We start from the raw sequence: 22,110 nt of genomic DNA, 5'->3' as shown, positions 1-22,110 counted from the left end.
GTCGTCGTGGACCCGCACCCGCTACGGCGACACAAGCACCCAGGCCACCATCGAAGGCATCAGCATCTCCGGCGTCGGCCACCAACTCCCCATGAACGGACAGCTCGCCTACGCCATCTCCTTCCTCGGCCTCGACAGCACCACCACACCCTCACCCTCACCCAGCCCCTCGGCGAGCCCTTCGCCCAGCCCGTCGGCGACCCCCACCACCGGTGGCGGTAGCGGGGCGATCAAGGGGGTGGCCTCCGGCCGCTGCCTGGACGTGCCCGGCGCGACCACCGCCGACGGCACCCAGGTGCAGCTGTGGGACTGCAACGGCCAGACCAACCAGACCTGGTCGTCCACCTCCGCCGGCGAGATCCGCGTGTACGGCAACAAGTGCCTCGACGCGGCCGGCACCGGCAACGGCGTCAAGGTTCAGATCTACAGCTGCTGGGGCGGCGACAACCAGAAGTGGCGCCTCAACTCGGACGGCTCCATCCAGGGCGTCCAGTCCGGGCTGTGCCTGGACGCCGTCGGAGCCGGCACCGGCAACGGCACCAAGATCCAGCTGTACTCCTGCCACGGCGGCACCAACCAGAAGTGGACCTGGAACGGCTGACCCCGCACTCGGCACCCGTCGCCGGGGACCGCGCGAGCACGTCCCCGGCGGCGGATGACGGTCCTGCCGTTCAGGCCCGGAGCTGGAGTGCCGCGCCGTACGGGTCAGGGACGGAGCTTCTCGTGCGCGTTGCCGTGCCACTCGACCAGCAGCACGGTGGCGTCGTCGTGCAGCCGGTTGTCGTGATAGTCCATAACGGTCCGGATCAGGCGGCGCAAGGTCTCGGGCACCGGCAGCCCGGCGGCGTTCTGCTTGATCATGAACTCGACGAACCGGCCGAGGCCGAACTCGCCGCTGTCGGGGCTGCGCATCTCGGTGATGCCGTCGGTGTAGAGGAGCAGCCGGTCGCCGGGCTCCAACTGTTCCTGGCAGGGCACGACGGGCAGGCCGAGGTCGAGCCCCATCGGGTGGGCGGGCGGGCAGTTCAGAGTGGACGTCCACCGGCCGCTGCGGATCAGCACCGGCGGGTGGTGACCACGGTTGACCCAGGTGAACAGGCCGGAGCCGAGGTCGAGGTCGCCGATGATCCCGGTGACGAAGCGGTCGCCCCGGCCGAACTCGTCGATCAGGACCCGCTCGATCTCCTCGCTGTTGCGTACCAGGCTCATGCCCTGCCGCCGGTGGTTGCGGCAGGCGGCCACGGCGAGGTTCGCGGTCAGCCCGGCGGCCACGTCGTGGCCCATCGCGTCGAAGACGGCCATATGCGCCATCGAGCCGGAAGTGGAGTAGTCGAAGGCGTCGCCGCCGATCTCGTACGCCGGCTCCAGCACCGCGCCGATGGTCACCGCCGGCGTGGCGAAGGTCAGCGGCGGCATGAGGTTCCACTGCATCTCGGCCGCCACGTTCATCGGCCGGCTGCGCACCAGTTGCGCGTGACAGTCGCTGAACGAGCGCGTGCTGACGATGATCAGCGCGATGAGGGACGCGATGTGCCGCATGCGCTCCCCGGTGTCGTCGCCCTCCGACACGGGGGTCATGCGGAGCACGCCGAGGCGCTCGGTGCCGTCCAGCACGGGAACCCACCACCGGACGGGGCCGTCGCCCTCCGAACCGCCCCGCAGCATGCGCACCTCCTGCAGGGCGTGCCCGGCGAGCGTGGTGTCGATCTTCAGCTCCTCCGGCTGGGCGTCGTCCCCGCCGGGGCCGCACAACCGGCGCAGCACGCTCTGCTGCAGGTCGGCCAGATAGACGGCGATCTCCTCGAAGCCCGCCTCGCGCTTGTGCCGGTCCACCAACGACGGGATGTCCTCGAACGCCACCAGATGGCTGCCGTCCAGCATGCCCGTCAGCGCGCGCAGCAGCCCACGATCGTGAGAAGGGGGGATGCCCTGCTCCATCTGCCCACCCCCGTGGTCCTCCGCCGCCTGCCCACCGATGTGCCACTACCCCTGGTGGAAGCCCGGACACCACGACGATCCGGGCACGTCGGGGACCCGGTGGCGCTCATCGGAGGCGGGCTCCCGGCCGTCCCTCGCCGGGATGCCGCCCGTCCCTCGCTCCGATCACCTGTCGTCCAGCCACCTGTCGTCCGGCGCTGGACGGCCGGGGCGTACGAATGACCGGCCTTTGCGAGGATGAATGAAGGCCACACGACGGGGGCAGGTGAGCGGTCATGCGCGATCCGCAGGCCGGGGGGACCGGCGGACAACAGCGAGGGCACGTGGGAGGAGACGCGGACGTGGTGGCGGAAAGATCAGGAGCGCGGGACGCGCGGGGCGCCTCGCCCGAGCCGCTGACGCCGGAGCCGGACGACGGGGGCCTGGAGGAGATGATCGGCGACGCGTCCGACATCGAGACGCCGGCCGAGGAGACGCCCCCGCCGACCGGGTCCGAGTCGGCGATGCCCGAGCCCGAGCCCGACGTCGGCCCGACGTCCTGAGCCGCTCCGGCTCCGCCCGGCCGCGCCGCCCGGCGGGTGTCAGACGGCGCCGGCCTGGGAGCCTCCGGTGTAGCCGAGCCGGCGGTCCTGCTCGTGCTCCTGGCGGGTCCACTGACCGGGCACCGCGTCCGCCTCGGCGAAGTGCTCCCCGACACGGGTCCCGTACCGGGCCTCCAGGTCCCGCAGCAGCTCACATGCGGGCCACCTCGCTGATCGAGTGCTCCACGGCCGCAGCCTAATCACTGGACCTTCTCGTTACGTCGACTTCTAGCGTCGGCGGCATGAGCACGCATCAGCCCTTCACCATCGCCGGTGTCCGTGTCTTCGGCGGCCGCGGCCTGATCTCCGGTGTGACGCACGTCCGCGTCAGCGACGGCCGTATCGCCGCCGTGGGGAACGAGTCCGTGACGCGGCCGGGCGACGAGGTGATCGACGGGTCCGGCGGGACCCTCCTGCCCGGCCTCGTCGACGCGCACGTCCACCTGCTCCCGGGGTGCACGCAGTTGGCGGCCCTGTTCGGCGTGACCACCGTCGTCGACATGTTCAGCAAGCCCGAGATCATCGATCCCGAGCGTGCCGCGGTCGCCGTCTCGGAACGCGGCCGGGGGCCGTCCTCGCCGACATACGCACGTCGAGCGTCGGCGCGACCGCTCCGGGCGGGCACCCCACGATCGCGTACGCGCCCTTCCCCTACGTGACCGGACCTCGGGACGCGGCGTCCTTCGTCGCCGGCAGGGTCGCCGAGGGGGCGACGCAGCGGATCCGGGACGTGTGGGTGCTCGGCCGGCGCGTCGATCCGCGCGCCTACGCCGGCGGTGAGGCCGAGCGCGAAGGCGTGCGCCGGCAGCGGGATTCGGCGGAGAAGATCGTCAAGGCGATCGGGGAGAGCCTGCCCGCCTTCCCCGCGCCGCACGAGGTGCGGCGCGACGACGGGGAACCGCTGGGCCGGGTGGTGCCGACGGCCGGAGGCTGGCAGGCGGTGACGATCTTCGGTGTGCCGCTCGGCGGCCCGGCAGGCCGGGACGACGCCGTCCGCATCCTGCATGACCGGGGGCTCGCCTGCCTCGCGGAGCCATGGTGGGCCCGTGTCGGCGACGACGCCGCCTGGCGGGAGGCCAGGATCGTCGAGGCCGCCCCAGACCGGGTCCGGCTGCGCTGGAGCGACCCGTTGGCCGATCAGCCGCCGTCCGGGGAGTGGTTCGGCCTCGACGACGTGGACCTTTCGCCGGACCCGCCCGCCTGCTGACCCCGCCCGGCGTCAGCCGGCCGTGGGCTTGATCCAGTCGAAGGCGCGCTCGACCGCCCGCCGCCAGTTGTCGTACTCCTCCTCGCGCCGTGCCGGGTCCATCGCCGGCGTCCACTGGGCGGCGCGGTGCCAGTTGCGCCGCAGGCCCTCCAGGTCGGGCCAGTATCCGACGGCGAGCCCGGCGGCGTACGCCGCGCCGAGAGAGACGGTCTCCGCGACCATGGGCCGCACCACGGGCACGTCCAGCACGTCGGCGATGAACTGCATGAGCAGGTTGTCGGAGGTCATGCCGCCGTCGACCTTGAGCGTGGTGAGCGCGATGCCCGCGTCGGCGTTCATGGCGTCCACCACCTCGCGGGTCTGCCAGCCCGTGGCCTCCAGCACGGCGCGGGCGAGATGGCCCTTGGTGATGTACGAGGTGAGCCCGACGATGACGCCGCGGGCCTCACTGCGCCAGTGGGGCGCGAACAGCCCGGAGAACGCCGGGACGATGTAGCAGCCGCCGTTGTCTTCGACCGTGCGGGCCAGGGTCTCGATCTCCGGGGCGGTGCTGATGATCCCGAGCCGGTCCCTGAACCACTGCACGAGCGCGCCGGTGATCGCGATGGAGCCCTCCAGGGCGTACACCGCGGGCTGGTCGCCGATCTGGTAGCCGACCGTGGTGAGCAGGCCGTGGGTGGAGGCGACCGGCTCGGTGCCGGTGTTGAGCAGCAGGAATGCGCCGGTGCCGTAGGTGCACTTGGCCTCGCCGCGGTGGAAGCAGGTCTGCCCGAACAGCGCGGCCTGCTGGTCGCCGAGCGCGGCGGAGATCCGCACGCCGGGCAGGACCCGCCGCGCCGTGCCGTACGTCTCGCTGGACGGGCGGATCTCCGGCAGCATCGCGCGGGGGATGCCGAAGAAGCCGAGCAGCACCGGGTCCCAGTCGAGGTCGCGAAGGTTCATCAGAAGGGTGCGGCTGGCGTTGGTCACGTCGGTGACGTGGACGCCGCCGTCCGGGCCGCCGGTGAGGTTCCAGATGAGCCAGCTCTCCATCGTGCCGAACAGTACGTCGCCGCGCTCGGCGCGCTCGCGCAGCCCGGGGATGTCGTCCAGCAGCCAGCGGACGGTGGGGGCGGAGAAGTACGTGGCCAGGGGCAGGCCGCAGCGCTCGCGCACCACGTGCGCGTCGGGGCGGCGGGACAGCTCGTCGACCATCGTGTCGGTCCGGGTGTCCTGCCAGACGACGGCGGGGGCGACAGGGACGCCGGTGTGCCGGTCCCACAGCACCGTCGTCTCCCGCTGGTTGGCGATGCCGACGGCGGCGACCTCGCCGGGCCCGATGCCCGCCTGGGCGAGCGCCTCGGGGCCGATCCGCTCAAGGTTGCGCCAGATCTCGACGGCGTCGTGCTCGACCCAGCCGGGACGGGGGAAGTGCTGCTTGTGCTCCCGCTGCGTCACCGAGACCAGCCGGCCGCGCTGGTCGAACAGGATGCACCGGGTCGAAGTGGTGCCTTGGTCGATGGACATCACATAACGCTGGGTCACGGCGGCCTACCTTCTGGCGGCTGAAGCGGTGTGGGGGGTGGAGAGGGTCACCAGCGGGAGGCGCCGAGGTCGCGGGAGACCGCCCGCGCCGCGTCGCGCACATAACCCACCAGGTCGGGGCGGGGACGCCCGCCGGAGTCGCAGATCCGCTCGGTGGCGCCGGAGATGCCCATCGCGCCCACCACGAGACCTCCGTACCCCCGGATCGGGGCGGCCACCCCAGCCTTGCCCATGCCGGCCTCGTCGACGTCCGACGCCCAGCCGTGCTCGCGCACGGTCGCGAGCATGCGCGACATCTCCCGGTGCGTCCGCACGGTGCGGCGGGTGAACTGCTCGAGCTCCCCGTCCTGTGAGGCGTCGTGTGAGGCGTCGTGCAGTGCGGCGGCCGCGTTGGCGTCGTAGGCGAGCAGCACCTTGCCGATCGCCGTGGCGTGCATGGGCATGAGCATGCCGACGTCGAGCGTCTGCAGGCTGTCGTCGGGCCGGAAGACATGGTGGACGACCAGGACCTTGCCCTGGAGGTGGGTGCCGATCCGCACCGCCTCGCCACTGCGCGCGGCCAGGGCGTCGGCCCAGTTGATCGCCCGGGAGCGGAGCTCGTTCACGTCGAGATAGCTGGTGCCCAGGTGCAGCAGCGCCGCGCCGAGCTGGTATTTGCCCGTGGCCTCGTCCTGCTCGACGAAGCCGACGAGCTGGAGCGTGCGCAGGATGCCGTGCGCCGTGCCGCGGGCCAGTCCCAGGGAGTTCGCGATCTCGGTGAGGCCGAGCCGCCCCGATCCCTGGGCGAGCAGCCGCAGGATCGCGGCGGCGCGTTCGATGGACTGGACCGGACCTGGCACGTTCCGGATCCTAGCGATGTCGAATGGTGTTCGACAATGCCGACACCTGGCCGGACATGGGGCGTTGAGCTGGTGAAAGATCTTCGGTCAGGGGATGGGTTTGCGCGAAATGTGGTTGTTCGCGTCATACCCGGGGAGCGTAGTACGCGGTTCTCAATGTGACCAGTGTTCGACAATGCCGACGATCATTCGTTGACGCTCCCTTGGGCGGCGTTTAACGTCCGGACGACCGGCAGTGCTCACAGCGGGCACTTCCGGATGTGACGGGCGCGGTCAAGGAGGAGACACATGGCGGAAGGGCGAAGCGACCGGCGGCTCCTCGGCGAGCTGGCGGCGGAGTTCGCGGGCACGGCGATCCTCATCCTGTTCGGCGCCGGAGTGGTCGCCCAGGTGGTGGCGGGCGGCATCGGCGACCACGACAGCATCGCGTGGGCATGGGGGCTGGGGGTGACCCTCGGCGTCTACACGGCCGCCCGCATCAGCGGCGCCCACCTCAACCCGGCCGTCACGGTCGCCCTCGCCGTCTTCAAGGGCTTCTCCTGGCGCAAGGTCCTGCCGTACGCGCTGGCGCAGACCCTCGGCGCCTTCGTGGCGGCGCTGCTCGTCCGGTGGAACTACGCCGAGGTCCTGGCCAAGGTGGACCCCGGGCACACGATCAAGACGCAGGGAGTCTTCTCCACCCTCCCCGGCAACGGCACACTGCCGGTCACCCAGTGGGGCGCGCTGCGCGACCAGATCATCGGCACGGCCATCCTGCTGTTCCTGATCTTCGCGATCTCCGACGAGCGCAACTCCGCGCCGCTCGCCAACCTCGCGCCGGTCATCGTCGGCCTGCTCGTGGTCGCGATCGGCATGGCGTGGGGGACCGACGCCGGCTACGCCATCAACCCCGCCCGCGACTTCGGCCCGCGCCTCGCCTCGTTCTTCACGGGGTACGGCTCGGCGTTCCGCGACCAGTACGGTGGGCTCTACTTCTGGGTGCCGATCATCGGCCCGCTGGTCGGCGGCGTCATCGGCGCCGGGCTCTACCAGCTCCTGGTCGCCCGCTTCCTGCCGCGTACGGACGTGCCCGAGCCCGGCCGTACGCCGGAGCCCGCGGCCCAGGCCGGCTGATCACCCCCGGGGCCGAGACCAGCAACGTCCACCTCATCAGAACGAGAGGCGCAACGAGAATGGCAGACTACGTCGGCGCGGTCGACCAGGGGACGACCAGCACCCGATTCATGATCTTCGATCACGGTGGCAACGAGGTCGCGCGCCACCAGCTCGAACACCAGCAGATCCTGCCGCAGGCGGGCTGGGTCGAGCACAACCCGACCGAGATCTGGGAGCGCACCCGGGCGGTGATCGAGACCGCGATGCGCACCGCGGGCCTGCACGCCTCCGACCTCGCGGCGCTCGGCATCACCAACCAGCGGGAGACCACCGTCGTCTGGGACCGGCGCACCGGCCGCCCGTACTACAACGCCATCGTCTGGCAGGACACCCGCACCGACCGCATCGCCTCGGCGCTGGAGCGGGAGGGCAAGGGCGAGGTGATCCGGCGCAAGGCCGGCCTGCCGCCCGCCACCTACTTCTCCGGCGGCAAGATCCAGTGGATCCTGGAGAACGTCCCCGGCGTGCGCGAGGCCGCCGAGCGCGGTGACGCGATCTTCGGCAACACCGACACCTGGCTGCTGTGGAACCTGACGGGCGGAGTGGACGGCGGCGTCCACGTGACCGACCCCACCAACGCCAGCCGCACGATGCTGATGAACCTGGAGACGCTCGACTGGGACGACGAGCTGCTGTCGTTCTTCGGCGTGCCCCGCCAGATGCTCCCCGAGATCCGGCCGTCCTCCAACCCCGACCTGTACGGTGTGACCCGCGCCGACGGCCCGCTCCGCGGCGAGGTTCCCCTCGCGGGCGACCTCGGCGACCAGCAGGCCGCGACCGTCGGCCAGGTCTGCTTCGAGCCCGGCACGGCCAAGAACACCTACGGCACCGGCAACTTCCTGCTGCTCAACACCGGCACCGAGCTCGTGCGCTCCCAGCACGGCCTGCTCACCACGGTCTGCTACCAGTTCGGCTCGGCCAAGCCCGTGTACGCTCTGGAGGGGTCGATCGCGGTCACCGGCTCTGCCGTGCAGTGGCTGCGCGACCAGCTCGGCATCATCTCGGGGGCGTCGCAGAGCGAGGCGCTCGCCCGGCAGGTCGAGGACAACGGCGGCGTCTACTTCGTGCCCGCGTTCTCCGGCCTGTTCGCGCCCTACTGGCGCTCCGACGCCCGCGGCGCCATCGTCGGCCTGTCCCGCTACAACACCAACGCCCACCTGGCCCGCGCCACGCTCGAATCGATCTGCTACCAGACCAAGGACGTCGTCGGCGCGATGGAGCAGGACTCCGGCGTCGTCCTCGACGTGCTGCGGGTGGACGGCGGCGTGACGGCCAACGAGCTGTGCATGCAGCTGCAGGCCGACATCCTCGGCGTCCCGGTGTCGCGTCCGGTGGTCGCCGAGACCACCGCGCTCGGCGCCGCGTACGCCGCCGGGCTCGCCGTCGGATTCTGGAAGTCCACCGACGACCTCAAGCGCAACTGGCACGAGGACCGCCGCTGGGAGCCCACCTGGACCGACGAGCAGCGCGAGCGCGGCTACGCCGGATGGCGCAAGGCCGTCCAGCGGACGCTCGACTGGGTCGACGTCGACTGAGCCGACTGTAAGAAACAAGGAGTCGATACCGATATGTCTGTACCCATGGGTCCCCGCGCTCGGGAGGCGGCGCTGCGGAGGCTGGCCGAGGACGAGTTCGACGTCCTGGTCGTCGGCGGCGGGGTGGTCGGTGCCGGGGTCGCGCTCGACGCGGTCTCGCGCGGCCTGTCCGTCGCGCTGGTGGAGGCCCGTGACCTCGCGGCCGGGACGTCCAGCCGTTCGAGCAAGCTGATCCACGGCGGGCTGCGTTATCTGGAGCAGCTCGACTTCCGGCTGGTGCGCGAGGCGCTCAGGGAACGGGGCCTGCTGGTGACCCGGCTGGCCCCGCACCTGGTGCGTCCGGTGCCGTTCCTGTTCCCGCTGCGCCACCGGGTGTGGGAGCGCGGCTACGTCGGCGCGGGCGTGCTGCTCTACGACACGCTCGGCGGCGCCCGCGTGCTGCCGCGGCACCGCCAGCTCAGCCACAGCCGGGCCCTGCGCGAGGCTCCCGGCCTGCGCAGCGACGCGCTCGTCGGAGCGATCCAGTATTACGACGCCCAGGTGGACGACGCCCGATTCACGATGACGGTGGCCCGCACCGCCATGCAGTACGGCGCCTGCGTCACCACCCGCACCAAGGTCACCGGGTTCCTGCGCGACGGCGGCAGGGTGACCGGAGCGGTCGTACGCGACCTGGAGGGCGGCGCGGAGCTGCACGTCAGGGCTCGTCAGGTGATCAACGCCACCGGCGTGTGGACCGACGAGATCCAGCGGCTCGCGGGGGCGTCGCCGGGATCGCGGGGGTCGGTGACGGTCCAGGCGTCGAAGGGCGTGCACCTCGTCGTGCCGCGGGAGAAGATCCGGCTCGACACCGGGCTGATCCTGCGCACCGAGAAGAGCGTGCTGTTCGTCATCCCCTGGGGCCCGCACTGGATCGTCGGCACCACCGACACCCCCTGGGACCTCGACAAGGTCGAGCCCGCCCCCACCCGGGCCGACATCGACTACATCCTGGAGCACGTCAACGCCGTGCTGCGGAGACCGCTCACGCACGACGACATCGAGGGCGTCTACGCGGGCCTGCGCCCGCTGCTGGGCGGGTCGGGGTCGTCCTCGCCGACCGTCAAGCTGTCCAGGGAGCACGCGGTCATCCGGCCCGAGCCCGGCCTGGTCATCGTCGCGGGCGGCAAATACACCACCTATCGCGTCATGGCCAAGGACGCCGTCGACGTCGCCGTGGCCGGCCTCGGCCGGAAGATGCCCGCGTCGGTCACCGACCGCGTCCCCGTCCTCGGGGCCGCCGGGTTCGAGGCGCTGCGCAACAACCGGCGCCGCCTGGCCGAGCGCGCGGGGCTGCCCGTCGAACGTGTCGAGCACCTGCTCGGCCGGTACGGCTCCTGCGTCGAGGAGGTGCTCGCGCTGGTCGAGGCCGACCCCGGCCTGGGCGAGCCGATCCCCGGCGCGGAGGGCTACCTCAAGGCCGAGGCCGTGTACGCCGCCACGCACGAGGGGGCGCTGCACCTGGAGGACGTCCTGGTCCGGCGCACCCGGGTCTTCATCGAGGAGCGGGATCACGGGCTCGCGGCGGCCCCCGAGGTCGCCGCGCTGATCGCGCCCGTCCTCGGCTGGGACGACGACCGGGTGCGCGCAGAGCTCGACGCCTACCGTTCCGGTGTGGAGGCCGACCTCGCCGCGCAGCGGGAGATCGACGACGCCGCGGCCAACGCCGTACGCGTCGCCGCCGCCACCCCGGCCGACCAGGTGGCCTAACGGGCCTCCACGGTGAATGTCGTGGTGAGGACCCGGCCCTCGGAGTCGCGGAACTGTCCCCACATGCGGTAGAGGCCGGGGCGGGGGAACCGGGCATGCAGTCCGAGCTCGGGCCCGAAGGTCTGACCCGGCAGAGCGAAGACGGGGCGGCCCTGGCCGTCCTCGGCCTCCGCGTGTTCGTGGGCGAACCCCTTGCCGTCGAGCGGCATGATCACCACGTGTCCGGCGGCGGCCAGATAGGGGCGCAGGCCGGCGACGGGCCTGCCGGTCGCGGCGTCGGCGAAGCGGAAAGTGAAGTCGCTCCTGCTCCCGACCTCGGCCTCACCGATGAGGGTGACCCGCAGGCCGCCGACGACCTGCTCGCGGGGCGACGGCGACGCCGTGTCCGAGGAGGTGAAGGCGCCAGGACGGCCGACTGTGATCTCCTGCCGGTCGAGGACGTCGGTCATCTCCCCGCGCAGCCGGAACTCGTTGTGGATCGTGTATCGGCCCTCGGTGGGGAACGTGAAGGGGACGGCGAACTCCCCTGGCCTGCCGGTGGGCCGCGGATGGATGTGGGCGAACGTGCCCAGGTCCTCCCGGGTGACGACGACGTGCATCCACGCCTCGTGACTGCGTACGACGTCCTCGACGGGCCGGCCGGTCCGGGCGTCGGCGACCCGGATGCGGAGGGTCGCCGGCCTGCCCGGGGCGACGCCGGAGGGTGCCTCGACGGAGACCTTCAGGCGGGCATCCTCGGCGGGGACGGGCTCCGACTCGGTGGTCATCATCACGCTCATGGCCGGGCGCATCGGCATGCCGGTGTCCTGAGCCCAGGCGAGCACGCCGTTCATCCCGCGCTGCGCCGCCTCCGTGCGGCTGAGCGCGGTGAACCCGGCGCCCACGGCCGCGGCGAGGCAGGCGATGCCCGCGAGGTAGCCCCAGTCGGCGAGCCGGGACACCCGGGAACCGGGCCGGAACCGGCGCAGGCGCAGCGCGTTGGTGACGACGCTGACCGAGCTCATCGCCATCGCGGCGGCGGCGAGGGAGGGGTCGAGGAGCACGCCGTTGAAGGGGTACAGCACCCCGGCGGCGACCGGGATCAGCAGCACGTTGTACGCGAACGCCCACAGGAGGCCCTGTTTGATCGTCCGCACGGTACGCCGGGACAGGTCGATGGCCGAGACGATGCCGCGCAGGTCGCCGCCGACGAGGGTGATGTCGGAGGCCGCGATGGCGACGTCGGTCCCGGTGCCGATGGCGATGCCGAGGTCGGCCGTGGCCAGCGCCGGGGCGTCGTTGATCCCGTCGCCGACCATGGCGACGACCGCGCCCCTCTCGCGGAGGGCGGTCACCCGGGCCGCCTTGTCCTCGGGCCGTACGTCGGCGATGACGTGGTCGATGCCGACCTGCCGGGCGACGACGTCGGCGGTGACCCGGTTGTCGCCGGTCAGCATCCACACCTCCAGGCCGAGCGCGCGCAGCCGTTCGACGGCCTCACGGGACTCGGGCCGGATGGTGTCGGCCACACCGATCATTCCGGCGAGCCGGCCATCGAGGGCGACGTACACGGGGGTCGCTCCCTCGGCCGCGGCCTCGGCGGCGATCCGCTCCAGCTCGCCGAAGCCGAAGCCGAAGTCGTTCCCGAGATGGCGGCGCATGAGTGCGGCGTTTCCGATGAGCACGGACCTGCCGCCGACGCGGGCCTCCACCCCGTGACCGGGCACGGCGTCGAAATGCTCGACCTCGGGCAGGCGGAGCCCCCGGTCCCCGGCGTGCGTGACGATCGCCTCGCCGAGAGGGTGCTCCGAACCCTTCTCGGCCGCGGCGGCGTACGCGAGAAGCTCGCCGGCGTCCCCGCCCGCGACGGTGACGAGGCGGGTGACCTCGGGCCGGCCCCGGGTGATCGTGCCGGTCTTGTCCAGGACGACCGTGGTGAGACGGCGGGCCTGTTCGAGCGCGTCGCCGCCGGAGATCAGGATGCCCGACTCGGCGGCCTTCCCGGTGCCCACCATGATCGCTGTTGGGGTGGCCAGGCCGAGCGCGCACGGGCAGGCGATGATGAGGACGGCGATGGCGGCGCCGATGCCGAACGTGAGCCGTCCCTGGCCGGGTCCGAAGACCGCCCAGACGACGAAGGTGAGCGCGGCGACGCCGATGACGGCGGGCACGAACCACCCGGACACCGTGTCGGCCAGGCGCTGCAGGGGCGCCTTCGACCCCTGCGCCCGCTCGACCAGCCGGACGATCTGCGCCAGTGTCGTGTCCTGCCCGACGGCGGTGGCCCGCATCACCACCGAGCCGGTCAGGTTGATCGTGGAGCCGATCAGCGGGTCGCCCTCGCCCCTGCGCACCGGCACGCTCTCCCCGGTGATCATGCTCTCGTCCACGGTGGAGACTCCGGCGGTCACGACGCCGTCCACGGGGACCTTCTCGCCGGGGCGCACCCGTACGAGGTCGCCGACGGCGACGTCCTCGACCGGGACCTCGACATCGCTGTCGCCGCGCAGCACCCGCGCCGTCTTCGGCCGCAGATCGAGCAGTTCCCCGATGGCGGAGGTGGTCCGCTTCCTGGCCCTCGCCTCCATCCACCGGCCCATGAGGACGAGCGCGATGACGACGACGGAGATCTCGAAGTACACGTGCGGCGGAAGCCCCAGCCGCTCCGCCGTGGCCGGCCACAGCGTGACGAACGCGCTGTAGCCGTACGCCACGGTCGTGCCGAGCGCGACGAGCGTGTGCATGTTGACCGCGCCGTGCCGGGCCGCCGCCCAGGCGGCGCGGTAGAAGGGACGGCCCGCCCAGAACTGGGCGATGGTGGCGACGACCAGCAGCAACGGCATCAGCCAGTCCATCGCGTCGATGGGCAGCGGCAGGTACATCAGCACCATCATCGACAGCCCCGCGGCGAGGGTGACCTGCCAGGTGCGCTTCAGCCGGATGACCTCCCGATCCGGCTCCGCATCCGGCTCCGGCGCGGTCTCGGGCGCGGACCCAGGCCGAGGCTCGGGCCCGGAGATCTCCGCGGTGTACCCGGCACGTGCGACCGACTCGGTGAGCATCCCGACGGTCACGCGGGCGGGATCGCAGGTGACGGTGGCGACCTCGGTGGCGAGGTTCACCTCGGCCGACTCCACGCCGTCGACCCGGGTCAGGGCCTTCTCCACCCTGCGGACGCAGGACGCACAGGTCATCCCGCCGATGTTCAGCGTACGCACGGTCGTCGTGACCGTCATCGCTTCACCTCCTGGTTGAGGACTTCGCTGCGACGGTCGCGCGCGTCGCTTTCCCGCCGCTGACCGTCCCCTGTCCGGCTCGGGACAGGGGATGGACAGCGCCGCCCGGCATGGTCGTGCCATCCGGGCCGTACGGAGCGGTCCGCGACGTGAAGGAGTCATGATGAACCAGCTCGTCCTGTCCGTGCCGGCCATCAGCTGCGGCCACTGCGTCAAGGCGATCGCGGAGTCCGTCGGCGAGGTGCCCGGTGTCGGTTCCGTGGCCGTCGACTTCACCGCCAAGACGGTGCTGGTCACCGGCACGGCGGACCCGGCCGCGGTGCGCACGGCCATCGCCGAGGCCGGTTACGAGGTGGCCGGATGAGCGCGGCGGCGTACGACACGCTGATCATCGGCGGGGGGCAGGCCGGGCTGGCGCTGGGATATCACCTGCGCCGCGCGGGTCTGCGGTTCGTCATCCTCGACGCGCACCAGCGGGTGGGAGACGCGTGGCGTCACCGGTGGGACTCTCTCACGCTGTTCACGCCGCGCCGGTACGACGCCCTGCCCGGCCTGCCGTTCCCGGGCGACCCCGACGGTCATCCGGGCAAGGACGAGGCCGCCGACTACCTGGAGACGTACGCCGAGCGCTTCGCCCTTCCGGTGCGGCTCGGCCGCCAGGTCACGGCCGTACGGCCGGAGGGGGAGCGGTTCCTGGTCGAGACCTCGGCCGAGACGTACACGGCGGCGCGGGTCGTGGTCGCGGTGGGGGCGTTCCACACGCCGCGCACGCCCGCCTTCGCGTCGAGCCTCGACCGAGGCGTCACCCAGCTGCACAGCAACCGGTATCGCCGTCCGGACCAGCTCCCCATGGGCGAGATCCTGGTCGTCGGCGCGGGCAACACCGGTGTGCAGATCGCCGATGAGCTGGCCGGCACCGGGCGGCGCGTCCGGCTGTCGGCCTCGTCGATGGGCCTGGCGCTGCCGCAGCGCATTCTGGGCCGTGACGTGTTCTGGTGGTTCTCCCGTCTGGGTTTCATGGACATCCGCGGCGACAGCAGGATCGGGCGCCGGGTCAGAAGCAGGGAACTGATCATCGGGACGGACGTCAAGCGGCTGCTGCGGCGGGTGGAGCGGGGGGGCCGCACCGTGGACGTCCAGGGGCGGGACGTCGTCCTCGCGGACGGCCGCCGCGTGCGACCCGACGGCGTCGTGTGGGCGACCGGTTTCCGCGCGCACTATCCCTGGCTGCACGTGCCGGTGCTGGACGAGCAGGGGGCGCCGGTGCACCGTGAGGGCGTCACGGCCTGGCCGGGGTTGTACTTCCTCGGCCTGCCCTGGCAGCGGACTCGCGGATCGTCCGTGCTCGGGTGGGTGGACCGCGACGCGCGTGCCCTGGCCGAGCGGCTGACGGCCTCCGCCAACACTCCCGGCAAGTCGCTCATCGCCCCTTAATATTGGGCAATCCCGGTGGAGTCGGGGATGACGAGGAGTGACATGCCGAACACCGCCGTGACGTTCGCGGTTCTCGGACCCACCGAGGTGCGGGCATCCGACGGCTCCGTGGCGGCGTTGCCTCCGTCCGTACGGGCGTTGCTGGCCCGGCTGGCCCTGTCCTGCGGCCGCGTGGTGCCGGTGGACGCCCTGACGGACGCGTTGTGGGGCGACGAGGGTGACGACCTGCCGGCCGACGCGGCGAACGCCCTGCAGATCCGGGTGTCCAAGCTGCGCCGCGCCCTCGCCGCCGCCGGGTTGGGCACGGACGTCCTGGTCACGCAGGCTCCGGGATACCGGCTCGCCGTGCCCGCCGAGGCCGTCGACGCGCACGTGTTCGAGCGGCTGCTCGTCCGCGCGCGGGAGGAGACGGCCGCCGGGAACGTCACCGCGGCGTCGAGCCGCCTGGACGAGGCGCTGCGGCTGTGGCGGGGCCCCGCGCTGGCCGACGTCGGCCGGACGACGTGGGCGACCACGGAAAGCGCCCGGCTGGAGGAGCTGCGGCTGGGCGCGGTCGAGGACCGGATCGAGCTCCTGCTGGAGTCCGGCGGGCACAACGAGGCGATCGCCGATATCGAGCGCCTGGTGGCACTGCATCCGCTGCGGGAGCGGCTGCACCGCCTGCTGATGCTCGCGCTGTATCGCGGCGGACGGCAGGCGGAGGCGCTGGCCGCCTACCAGGCGCTGCGCCGTGGTCTCGCAGACGAGCTCGGCATCGACCCGTCGCCGGAGCTGCAGGCCATCGCCGAGGCCATCCTCCGCCAGCAGGTCCCGGCCGCCGCCCAGCCGTCCGTCCAGCCGTCCGTCCCATCGTCCCCCGGGCCCGCCGGGCAACGAGCACCGGAAGGCGCCGAGCGGCTGCCGCGGCGGCTGACGTCGGTCATCGGCCGCCAGGACGACGTCGCGGCGGTGCTGGAACGGCTCGCCGAGGCGCGGGTGGTGACGCTGACCGGCCCGGGCGGGATGGGGAAGACGACGCTGGCGTTCGAGGTCGCACGCAGGGTGAGCGAGACGCCGGACGAGATGCCGGCCGATCGAGTGCTGCTGGTCCGCCTGGCCGCCCTGGAGCCGGGAGCCGATGTCGCCGGCGCGTTCGCCGCCGAGCTCGGCGTGGCGGCGCAGGGCACCGCGCCGGCCGACGTGGTCGAGGAGCACCTGCGGGACGGCCGCACGCTGCTCGTGGTCGACAACTGCGAGCACGTGGTGGACGACGTCGCCGTTCTCGTGGAGCGGCTGGCCGCGGCCTGCCCGCGCCTGCGCGTGCTGGCCACCAGCAGGGAGGCGCTGGCGATACCCGGCGAGGTGCAGGTCGCGGTCGGCCCGCTGGGCGACGATTCCGCCGTCCGGCTCTTCGAGGAGCGGGCCCGTGCTGTACGGCCCTCGTTCACGCTCGACGCCGGGAACGCAGCCGTGGTGGCGTCCGTCTGCCGCAGGCTCGACGGCATGCCGCTCGCCATCGAGCTGGCCGCGGCCAGGGTCAAGGCGCTGTCCCCGGCCGACATCGAGGCCCGGCTGGCGGACAGGTTCTCGCTGCTGACGGCGGGACCGCGCACCGGCGAGGCGCGCCACCGCACGCTGCGCGCCACGCTCGACTGGAGCCACGACCTGCTGACGGATGCCGAGCGGCGCCTGCTGCGCCGCCTCGCGGTGTTCCGCGGCGGCTGGACCCCGGCCGCCGCGGAGGAGGTGTGCGCCTTCTCCGGAGCAGGCGGCGGCGTCGGCAGAGGAGAGGTGCTCGACCTGCTGTTCCGGCTGGTCGACCGGTCGCTCGTGGTTCCCGAACCGGCCACAGGGCGGTTCCGGCTGCTCGTCACCGTACGCGACTACGCGTGGGCCCGACTGGAGGAGGCCGGGGAGGTCGCCGAATGCCGCGACCGTCACCTGGCCTGCTACGTGCGCCTGGCCGAGGAGAACGGGCCGTACGTACGGAACCTCACCGTCTTCACCCGGCTCTACGACGAGCACGACAACTTCCGCGCCGCCGTGGACCACGCCCTCGACCGCGGTGACGTCGAGAACGGCTTCCGGCTGGCCAACGCGCTCGTGATGTTCTGGAACTACGGCGTGCGCTACGAAGGCACGCGGGCGCTGACCGCGCTGCTGGAGACCGGTGGCGGGTCCGCGGGCGCACGGGGCCGGGCGTTGCAGGGCATCGGGCTCCTGCACGTGTACTATCCGACCCCGCACTCGGTCGCCGCCACGGAGGAGAGTCTTGCGATCTTCGAGGAGATCGGTGACGCGCGCAACGCCGCGATCTCCCGGCTCGTGATGTCCTGGGCCGGCCAGTACGGCGGGGACGCCGCGCATTACCGCGCCATGATCGAGCGGAGCAGGCGGGAACTCGGCGACTCCGACGACGGCTGGTGGCTGTGCATGACGGAGTATCTGGAGGCGCTGCTGGCCCTGCGCCTCGGCGACTTCGAGGACGCGGCCGTCCGGTGGCGGCGCGCCCTCGACCTGGCCAGGGCAGTCGGCGACCGCATCATCGGCAGCGCGATCCTCGCGCATCTCGGCATCGCCCTGCGCGAGTCGGGACGGCACGAGGAGGCTCTGGCCGTCCTGCGGGAGTCCGTGGACGAGGTGCGCGGCCGAAACTCCTTTCACGGGCTGACCTTCGCGCTCGTGCACACGGCCCACACCCGGCTGGACATGGACGAGGGCGACGACGCCTCGGCGCTGCTCGCCGAGGCGGACGAGGTCGCTCGCCGGGTGCGCAACCCCCGTTGCCAGGCGTGGGCTGCGTGGGGGCGGGCACGCATGGCCCGCGTGCGTGGGGACGCCGGTGCCGCCGTCCGCGAGTGCCGGGACGCGCTGGCGCTGTTGAAGGAGGGCGAGTTCCCCTGGGCCAGGGCTCGCCTCTGGTCGTTCCTGGCCGAGTGCGCGGAGGCGGCGGGCGTCCCCGACGAGGCCGCCCACGCCCGCGAGACGGCCGCCGCGCTCACGAGCTGATCACATACTGACATCCCGGTGTTCGCACCGGTCGCCCGAGAACCCCGCCGACGCCAGCGCCGCCCGCAGCTCCGCCGGGTCCACGACCCCGCGTACGCGCAGCAGGCCCCGCCCGGCGTCCACCTCGAACGAGGAGACGCCGGGAACGTCTCGTACGTGTCTGCTCAGGAGACGGACGCATCTGCGGCACAGCAGGGCCGGCACGCACACGGTCGTCTCCGCCGCCGCCCCCTGACGGCTCTGGTCTGCCATGCCGTTCAGCGTGCCGTCCCGGCCTGGCGAACGGCTGTCCGTCCGCTGTCCGGAGCTGTCCGGGTCTGTCAGGTGCCGCAGGGGACGCGCAAAGCCGGCGGCCAGCCCCCGGACAGCCCGGACCGCGACGCTCCTGACATGAACATCATCCTCCCCGTTCTTCCCGAGCTGATCCGGCTGAGGCATCACGAGCTGCTGCGGCAGGCCGAGCAGCACCGACGAACCCGGCAGGCCCGAGCCGTCCCCGCCACCCGGCGCTGGGTGCGGCGCGGCCCGCTCGACCTCCACTGATCACTCGAGGAGCACGCCATGACCATCACATCCGTGCGTACCGACGTCGCCGCGCTGGCCCGCGACGTCGTGAAGATCTACGGCCGCGGCGAGACCGCCGTCCGGGCCCTCGACGGTGCCACCCTGTCGATCCCCGCCGGGCGGTTCACCGCCGTCATGGGCCCGTCCGGGTCCGGCAAGTCCACGCTCATGCACGCCATGGCCGGTCTGGACACCGTGGACGAGGGACAGGTGCTCATCGGGGACACCGACCTCGGCCGGCTCAGCGAGCGGCAGCGCACACTGCTGCGCCGCGACCACGTGGGCTTCGTGTTCCAGAGCTTCAACCTGGTTCCCACGCTGACCGCCGCCGAGAACATCGCGCTGCCGCTGACCCTCGCCGGCCGGCGGGCCGACCAGGCGTGGATCGACGAGATCGTCGCGATGCTCGGGCTGGGCGACCGGCTGCGGCACCGCCCCGCCGAGATGTCCGGCGGACAGCGGCAACGGGTCGCCGTGGCCCGCGCGCTGGCCGCCCGCCCGCGGATCGTCTTCGCCGACGAACCGACCGGCAACCTCGACTCCCGGGCGGGGGAGGCGCTGCTCGGTTTCCTCCGCCACGCCGCCCACGAGCTGGGCCAGACCATCGTCATGGTCACCCACGACGCGAACGCCGCCGCGTACGCCGACCAGGTGGCCCACTTCGCCGACGGCCGGGTGGCCGGCGTCACCCGCAACGAGGAGAAGTGATCGCGATGTGGTACCTGATCATCCGCAACACCGTCGCTCGCCGGGGCAGACTGGCGCTGACCCTGCTCGCCGTCCTGCTCGGCGTCACCTTCGTCACCGGCAGCCTGGTGCTCACCGACACCTCACAGCGGCTGCTCGACGACCAGTTCCGTACGGCCGCCGCGGGGGTCGACCTGACCGTCCGCGACGCGGTCGCGTTCGACTCGGCGATGGGAGTGGAGGTCGAGCGCGACCCGCTGCCCGCCGAGGTCGCGGACCGCGTCCGCGCGGTGCCGGGCGTGGCCGCCGCCACCCCCGTCGTACGGGGCAAGGGACTGATCGGCGTCGGCGGGAAGACCATCGTCCCGGCGGGCCCGTCGCTGCTGCTGTCCTGGGACCCCGCACCGGTCGGCCCGTTCACCCTGCGCGCCGGACGCGCTCCGGTCACCGAGGGCGAGGTCGTGATCGACGCCGCGACCGCCCGGCGGCACCGCATCGGCCTCGGCGCCGAGGTGACCGTACGGGCCGAGCGCACGAAACGGCTCCGAGTGGTGGGGCTGGCCGGGTTCGGGCCGGGCGAGGGGCTGCCCGAGACCACGGTCGCCCTGGTCACGCTACCTGCGGCGCAGCGTCTGCTCGCCCTCGGCGGGGGCTCGTCGGAGGTCGCCGTCGTCGCGGCGGAGGGCGCGGACGTCCGGCGGCTGCGCTCCGCGGTGTCGGCCGCGCTCGGCTCCGGATATGAGGTCTCCTCCAGCCGGGACGTCGCCGCAGCCAGCGCGGCGGCGGCCAAGACGCAGATCTCCTCCCTGCAGATGATGCTGCTGGCTCTGGCGGCGGCGGCCCTGCTCGTCGGCGCGTTCCTCATCGCCAACACCTTCTCGATCGTCGTCACCCAGCGCACACGTGAGCTGGCCGTGCTGCGCGCGGCCGGGGCCACCGGCGGTCAGGTGATGCGCTCGGTGCTCGGCGAGGCGCTGCTGGTTGGGCTGGCCGCCTCCGTGGCGGGCGTGGGCCTCGGCGTCGCCTGCGCGGCGGGGCTGCGCGATCTCGCCGGCGTCTTCGGAATGACGCTGCCCGGCGGCGGGCTCGTCGTCACGCCCCGGACCTTCGCCGTCGCGTTCGTGGTCGGCGTCGGTGTCACGGTCCTGTCGGCGTTCGGGCCGGCTCGCCGCGCGGCCGCGGTGGCGCCGGTCGAGGCGATGCGGCGCTCGTCGGCCGACCATCTCTCCGGGCGGGCGGGCTGGGGCCGCACGGTCGCCGGCGCGGTTCTCACCGCGCTCGGTGCGGCCGGGCTGTCGATCGTCCTGGCCGGGCCGGGGTCGGTCGTCGTGCTCGGCGAGGCGGCGGTGAGCACCGTCGTGGGGCTGGCCCTGCTCGGACCGGCGGTCATCCCGGGCCTGGTCCGGCTGCTCGGCAGGCCGCTCGGCGTGGCCGGGGTCCCCGGACGGCTGGCGCGCGAGTCCGCCGCGCGGTCGCCCCGGCGGACCTCCGCGACCGCCCTCGCCCTGGCTTTCGGCCTGGCGCTCGTCAGCTTCACGACCGTGCTGGGGACCTCGATCAAGGAGTCGACCGCACGGTCGTACGCCGAGACGATCACCGCCGACTACGTGGTGGAGAGCGCACGCAACGAGATGCTCGGCGGGCTGCCCGCGCATGTCCATCACCACGTCAGCGAGCTGCCGCAGGTCGCCGTGGCCTCCCGGCTGCGCTACGGCCACTGGAAGGACGGGCAGTCGGTCGAGGCGCTCACCGCGGTCGACCCGGTCACGCTGCCCCGCGTGACCTCGCTCCACATGGTCGCCGGACGCCTGGACGCGGTCGCGGGCGGCGGCGTCGTCCTGGCGGCGAACGTCGCCAAGGAGCGGAACCTCAAGGTCGGCGACACCCTGGCGATGACGTTCTCCCGCACCGGCGTCCAGCGCCTCCCGGTGGTCGGCCTGCTGCGCGACCGCGACGCGCAGGCGCTGTCGACCGGCTACGTCATCTCCCTGGACACTTACGAACGGAACTACCGAGAGGACGTCGACGCGAGCGTCTTCGTCAAGGTGGCCGACGGAGTGAGCGGTGCGGACGCCAAGAAGGCCATCGAACGGGCCCTGGCCGACGCCCCGACCGCGCAGGTGCGCGACCAGGCCGCGGCCGTCGCCGGGCGGAACGCGATGATCGACCAGGTCCTGGGCCTGGTGAGCGTGCTGCTGATGCTCACCGTCCTCATCGCGCTGATGGGCATCACCAACACCCTGGCCCTGTCGATCATCGAGCGGACCAGGGAGCTCGGGCTGCTGCGGGCGGTCGGCATGACCGGTGCCCAGATGCGCTGGATGATCCGCGGTGAGGCGGTCCTCGTCGCGGCCCTGGCGATCGTGGCCGGGGTCGGCCTGGGCGTCGCGTTCGCCGCGGGCACGGTCACCGCCCTGGGCCGCACGACCGAGACCACGCTCACAGTGCCGGTCGGTCCGCTCCTGCTCGTCGTCGCGGTGGCCGCACTCGCCGGCCTGCTGGCCGGGCTCTTGCCGGCCCGACGTGCCGCCAGGCTCGACGTGCTCACCGCCATCGCCACGTCCTGACGCCCCCTGAGGTGCTCCTGAAGGGCTCCTGAGGGGACTCCGCCCCGAGAGGCACTGGCGCGAAGAGGGGATCAGCAGGCCCCAGGGCACATCGCAAATCCGGGCAAGAGGCGAACCGACGGGTAGC

At 72.7% G+C, this 22,110-nt stretch carries 19 protein-coding genes; 13 read left to right on the top strand and 6 right to left on the bottom strand.

What is annotated here, in order from left to right; genetic code table 11:
* Positions 1-601 (top strand): RICIN domain-containing protein (locus FLV34_RS41925; protein WP_222709730.1); only part of this gene is annotated, 601 nt, incomplete at its 5' end.
* A 104-nt stretch (positions 602-705) separates the two neighbouring features.
* Here FLV34_RS41925 and FLV34_RS34255 read toward each other — a convergent pair.
* Positions 706-1,938, bottom strand: coding sequence for a PP2C family protein-serine/threonine phosphatase (locus FLV34_RS34255; RefSeq protein WP_187280804.1), 1,233 nt, complete (start codon positions 1,936-1,938; stop codon positions 706-708).
* Between the two features lie 275 nt (positions 1,939-2,213).
* On the opposite strand from FLV34_RS34255, the gene FLV34_RS34250 reads away from it, so the two are divergent.
* Positions 2,214-2,480 (top strand): hypothetical protein, encoded by a 267-nt coding sequence (locus FLV34_RS34250; protein WP_147945077.1) that lies wholly within the window; start codon positions 2,214-2,216, stop codon positions 2,478-2,480.
* A 39-nt stretch (positions 2,481-2,519) separates the two neighbouring features.
* On the opposite strand, the gene FLV34_RS34245 is transcribed toward FLV34_RS34250, so the two are convergent.
* The gene (locus FLV34_RS34245) at positions 2,520-2,723 is read right to left on the bottom strand and encodes a hypothetical protein (protein WP_147945076.1); all 204 of its coding nucleotides are present in this window, start codon (positions 2,721-2,723) and stop codon (positions 2,520-2,522) included.
* A 38-nt stretch (positions 2,724-2,761) separates the two neighbouring features.
* Between FLV34_RS34245 and FLV34_RS41920 the strand changes: the two genes are divergently transcribed.
* The gene (locus tag FLV34_RS41920; protein WP_222709729.1) at positions 2,762-3,178 is read left to right on the top strand and encodes a hypothetical protein; all 417 of its coding nucleotides are present in this window, start codon (positions 2,762-2,764) and stop codon (positions 3,176-3,178) included.
* A complete protein-coding gene (locus FLV34_RS41915; RefSeq protein WP_222709728.1) occupies positions 3,175-3,726 on the top strand; it encodes a hypothetical protein in 552 nt (183 codons plus the stop codon). The genes FLV34_RS41920 and FLV34_RS41915 overlap by 4 nt, the downstream gene beginning before the upstream one ends.
* 12 nt (positions 3,727-3,738) lie before the next feature.
* Here the strand turns inward: FLV34_RS41915 and glpK (FLV34_RS34235) are convergent, their stop codons facing one another.
* Together glpK (FLV34_RS34235) and FLV34_RS34230 are read right to left on the bottom strand one after the other, a co-directional pair.
* Positions 3,739-5,250 (bottom strand): glycerol kinase GlpK, encoded by a 1,512-nt coding sequence (glpK, locus tag FLV34_RS34235; protein WP_142652492.1) that lies wholly within the window; start codon positions 5,248-5,250, stop codon positions 3,739-3,741.
* Between the two features lie 47 nt (positions 5,251-5,297).
* Positions 5,298-6,089 carry an IclR family transcriptional regulator gene (locus tag FLV34_RS34230; protein WP_147945075.1) on the bottom strand — a complete coding sequence of 264 codons (792 nt, stop codon included), beginning with the start codon at positions 6,087-6,089 and terminating at the stop codon, positions 5,298-5,300.
* A gap of 288 nt (positions 6,090-6,377) precedes the next feature.
* Here FLV34_RS34230 and FLV34_RS34225 point away from each other — a divergent pair, with 288 nt between their 5' ends.
* Genes FLV34_RS34225 through FLV34_RS34215 form a run of 3 tightly spaced genes read left to right on the top strand, consistent with a single transcriptional unit; the run spans position 6,378 to position 10,528 of the window.
* Positions 6,378-7,202, top strand: a complete 825-nt coding sequence (locus FLV34_RS34225) for an MIP/aquaporin family protein (protein WP_142652490.1) — start codon at positions 6,378-6,380, stop codon at positions 7,200-7,202.
* A 59-nt stretch (positions 7,203-7,261) separates the two neighbouring features.
* The gene (gene glpK, locus FLV34_RS34220; protein WP_142652489.1) at positions 7,262-8,779 is read left to right on the top strand and encodes a glycerol kinase GlpK; all 1,518 of its coding nucleotides are present in this window, start codon (positions 7,262-7,264) and stop codon (positions 8,777-8,779) included.
* Between the two features lie 33 nt (positions 8,780-8,812).
* The gene (locus FLV34_RS34215; protein WP_147945074.1) at positions 8,813-10,528 is read left to right on the top strand and encodes a glycerol-3-phosphate dehydrogenase/oxidase; all 1,716 of its coding nucleotides are present in this window, start codon (positions 8,813-8,815) and stop codon (positions 10,526-10,528) included.
* Here FLV34_RS34215 and FLV34_RS34210 read toward each other — a convergent pair.
* On the bottom strand, positions 10,525-13,743 hold the full coding sequence (locus FLV34_RS34210) for a cation-translocating P-type ATPase (RefSeq protein ID WP_147945073.1): 3,219 nt from the start codon (positions 13,741-13,743) through the stop codon (positions 10,525-10,527). The genes FLV34_RS34215 and FLV34_RS34210 overlap by 4 nt on opposite strands.
* A 160-nt stretch (positions 13,744-13,903) precedes the next feature.
* On the opposite strand from FLV34_RS34210, the gene FLV34_RS34205 reads away from it, so the two are divergent.
* The 3 genes from FLV34_RS34205 to FLV34_RS34195 are packed head-to-tail and all read left to right on the top strand — an operon-like array spanning position 13,904 to position 18,165.
* A complete protein-coding gene (locus FLV34_RS34205; RefSeq protein WP_142652486.1) occupies positions 13,904-14,107 on the top strand; it encodes a heavy-metal-associated domain-containing protein in 204 nt (67 codons plus the stop codon).
* Positions 14,104-15,177 carry an NAD(P)/FAD-dependent oxidoreductase gene (locus FLV34_RS34200; protein WP_147945072.1) on the top strand — a complete coding sequence of 358 codons (1,074 nt, stop codon included), beginning with the start codon at positions 14,104-14,106 and terminating at the stop codon, positions 15,175-15,177. Before FLV34_RS34205 ends, FLV34_RS34200 begins: the two co-directional genes overlap by 4 nt.
* Positions 15,178-15,219: 42 nt before the next feature.
* Entirely contained in the window at positions 15,220-18,165 is a 2,946-nt protein-coding gene (locus FLV34_RS34195) for a BTAD domain-containing putative transcriptional regulator (protein WP_222709727.1), read from the top strand.
* Here the strand turns inward: FLV34_RS34195 and FLV34_RS40880 are convergent, their stop codons facing one another.
* A complete protein-coding gene (locus FLV34_RS40880; RefSeq protein WP_168066607.1) occupies positions 18,166-18,417 on the bottom strand; it encodes a heavy-metal-associated domain-containing protein in 252 nt (83 codons plus the stop codon). It abuts the gene before it with no gap.
* A 138-nt stretch (positions 18,418-18,555) separates the two neighbouring features.
* Between FLV34_RS40880 and FLV34_RS40875 the strand changes: the two genes are divergently transcribed.
* The 3 genes from FLV34_RS40875 to FLV34_RS34180 are packed head-to-tail and all read left to right on the top strand — an operon-like array spanning position 18,556 to position 21,983.
* Positions 18,556-18,708, top strand: coding sequence for a hypothetical protein (locus FLV34_RS40875; protein ID WP_168066605.1), 153 nt, complete (start codon positions 18,556-18,558; stop codon positions 18,706-18,708).
* An 18-nt stretch (positions 18,709-18,726) separates the two neighbouring features.
* The gene (locus tag FLV34_RS34185) at positions 18,727-19,437 is read left to right on the top strand and encodes an ABC transporter ATP-binding protein (RefSeq protein WP_142652482.1); all 711 of its coding nucleotides are present in this window, start codon (positions 18,727-18,729) and stop codon (positions 19,435-19,437) included.
* Positions 19,438-19,442: 5 nt separating this feature from the next.
* Complete coding sequence (locus tag FLV34_RS34180; protein WP_261986004.1) at positions 19,443-21,983, top strand: ABC transporter permease; 2,541 nt, start codon at positions 19,443-19,445, stop codon at positions 21,981-21,983.
* The last annotated feature ends 127 nt before the right edge of the window (positions 21,984-22,110 follow it).

The sequence above is a fragment of the Microbispora sp. CSR-4 genome, from assembly GCF_008033685.1.
GTDB lineage: Bacteria > Actinomycetota > Actinomycetes > Streptosporangiales > Streptosporangiaceae > Microbispora.
This window is presented reverse-complemented; position numbering and strand designations above follow the sequence as displayed.

Coding starts and splice junctions, on each gene's coding strand:
- FLV34_RS34250 (WP_147945077.1), top strand. CDS start 2,214: ATGCGCGATCCGCAGGCCGGGGGGACCGGCGGACAACAGCGAGGGCAC.
- glpK (WP_142652489.1), top strand. CDS start 7,262: ATGGCAGACTACGTCGGCGCGGTCGACCAGGGGACGACCAGCACCCGA.
- FLV34_RS34215 (WP_147945074.1), top strand. CDS start 8,813: ATGTCTGTACCCATGGGTCCCCGCGCTCGGGAGGCGGCGCTGCGGAGG.
- FLV34_RS34205 (WP_142652486.1), top strand. CDS start 13,904: ATGATGAACCAGCTCGTCCTGTCCGTGCCGGCCATCAGCTGCGGCCAC.
- FLV34_RS40875 (WP_168066605.1), top strand. CDS start 18,556: ATGAACATCATCCTCCCCGTTCTTCCCGAGCTGATCCGGCTGAGGCAT.
- FLV34_RS34225 (WP_142652490.1), top strand. CDS start 6,378: ATGGCGGAAGGGCGAAGCGACCGGCGGCTCCTCGGCGAGCTGGCGGCG.
- FLV34_RS34255 (WP_187280804.1), bottom strand. CDS start 1,938: ATGGAGCAGGGCATCCCCCCTTCTCACGATCGTGGGCTGCTGCGCGCG.
- FLV34_RS34200 (WP_147945072.1), top strand. CDS start 14,104: ATGAGCGCGGCGGCGTACGACACGCTGATCATCGGCGGGGGGCAGGCC.
- FLV34_RS41920 (WP_222709729.1), top strand. CDS start 2,762: ATGAGCACGCATCAGCCCTTCACCATCGCCGGTGTCCGTGTCTTCGGC.
- FLV34_RS34180 (WP_261986004.1), top strand. CDS start 19,443: ATGTGGTACCTGATCATCCGCAACACCGTCGCTCGCCGGGGCAGACTG.
- FLV34_RS34210 (WP_147945073.1), bottom strand. CDS start 13,743: ATGACGGTCACGACGACCGTGCGTACGCTGAACATCGGCGGGATGACC.
- FLV34_RS40880 (WP_168066607.1), bottom strand. CDS start 18,417: ATGGCAGACCAGAGCCGTCAGGGGGCGGCGGCGGAGACGACCGTGTGC.
- FLV34_RS34185 (WP_142652482.1), top strand. CDS start 18,727: ATGACCATCACATCCGTGCGTACCGACGTCGCCGCGCTGGCCCGCGAC.
- FLV34_RS34195 (WP_222709727.1), top strand. CDS start 15,220: ATGCCGAACACCGCCGTGACGTTCGCGGTTCTCGGACCCACCGAGGTG.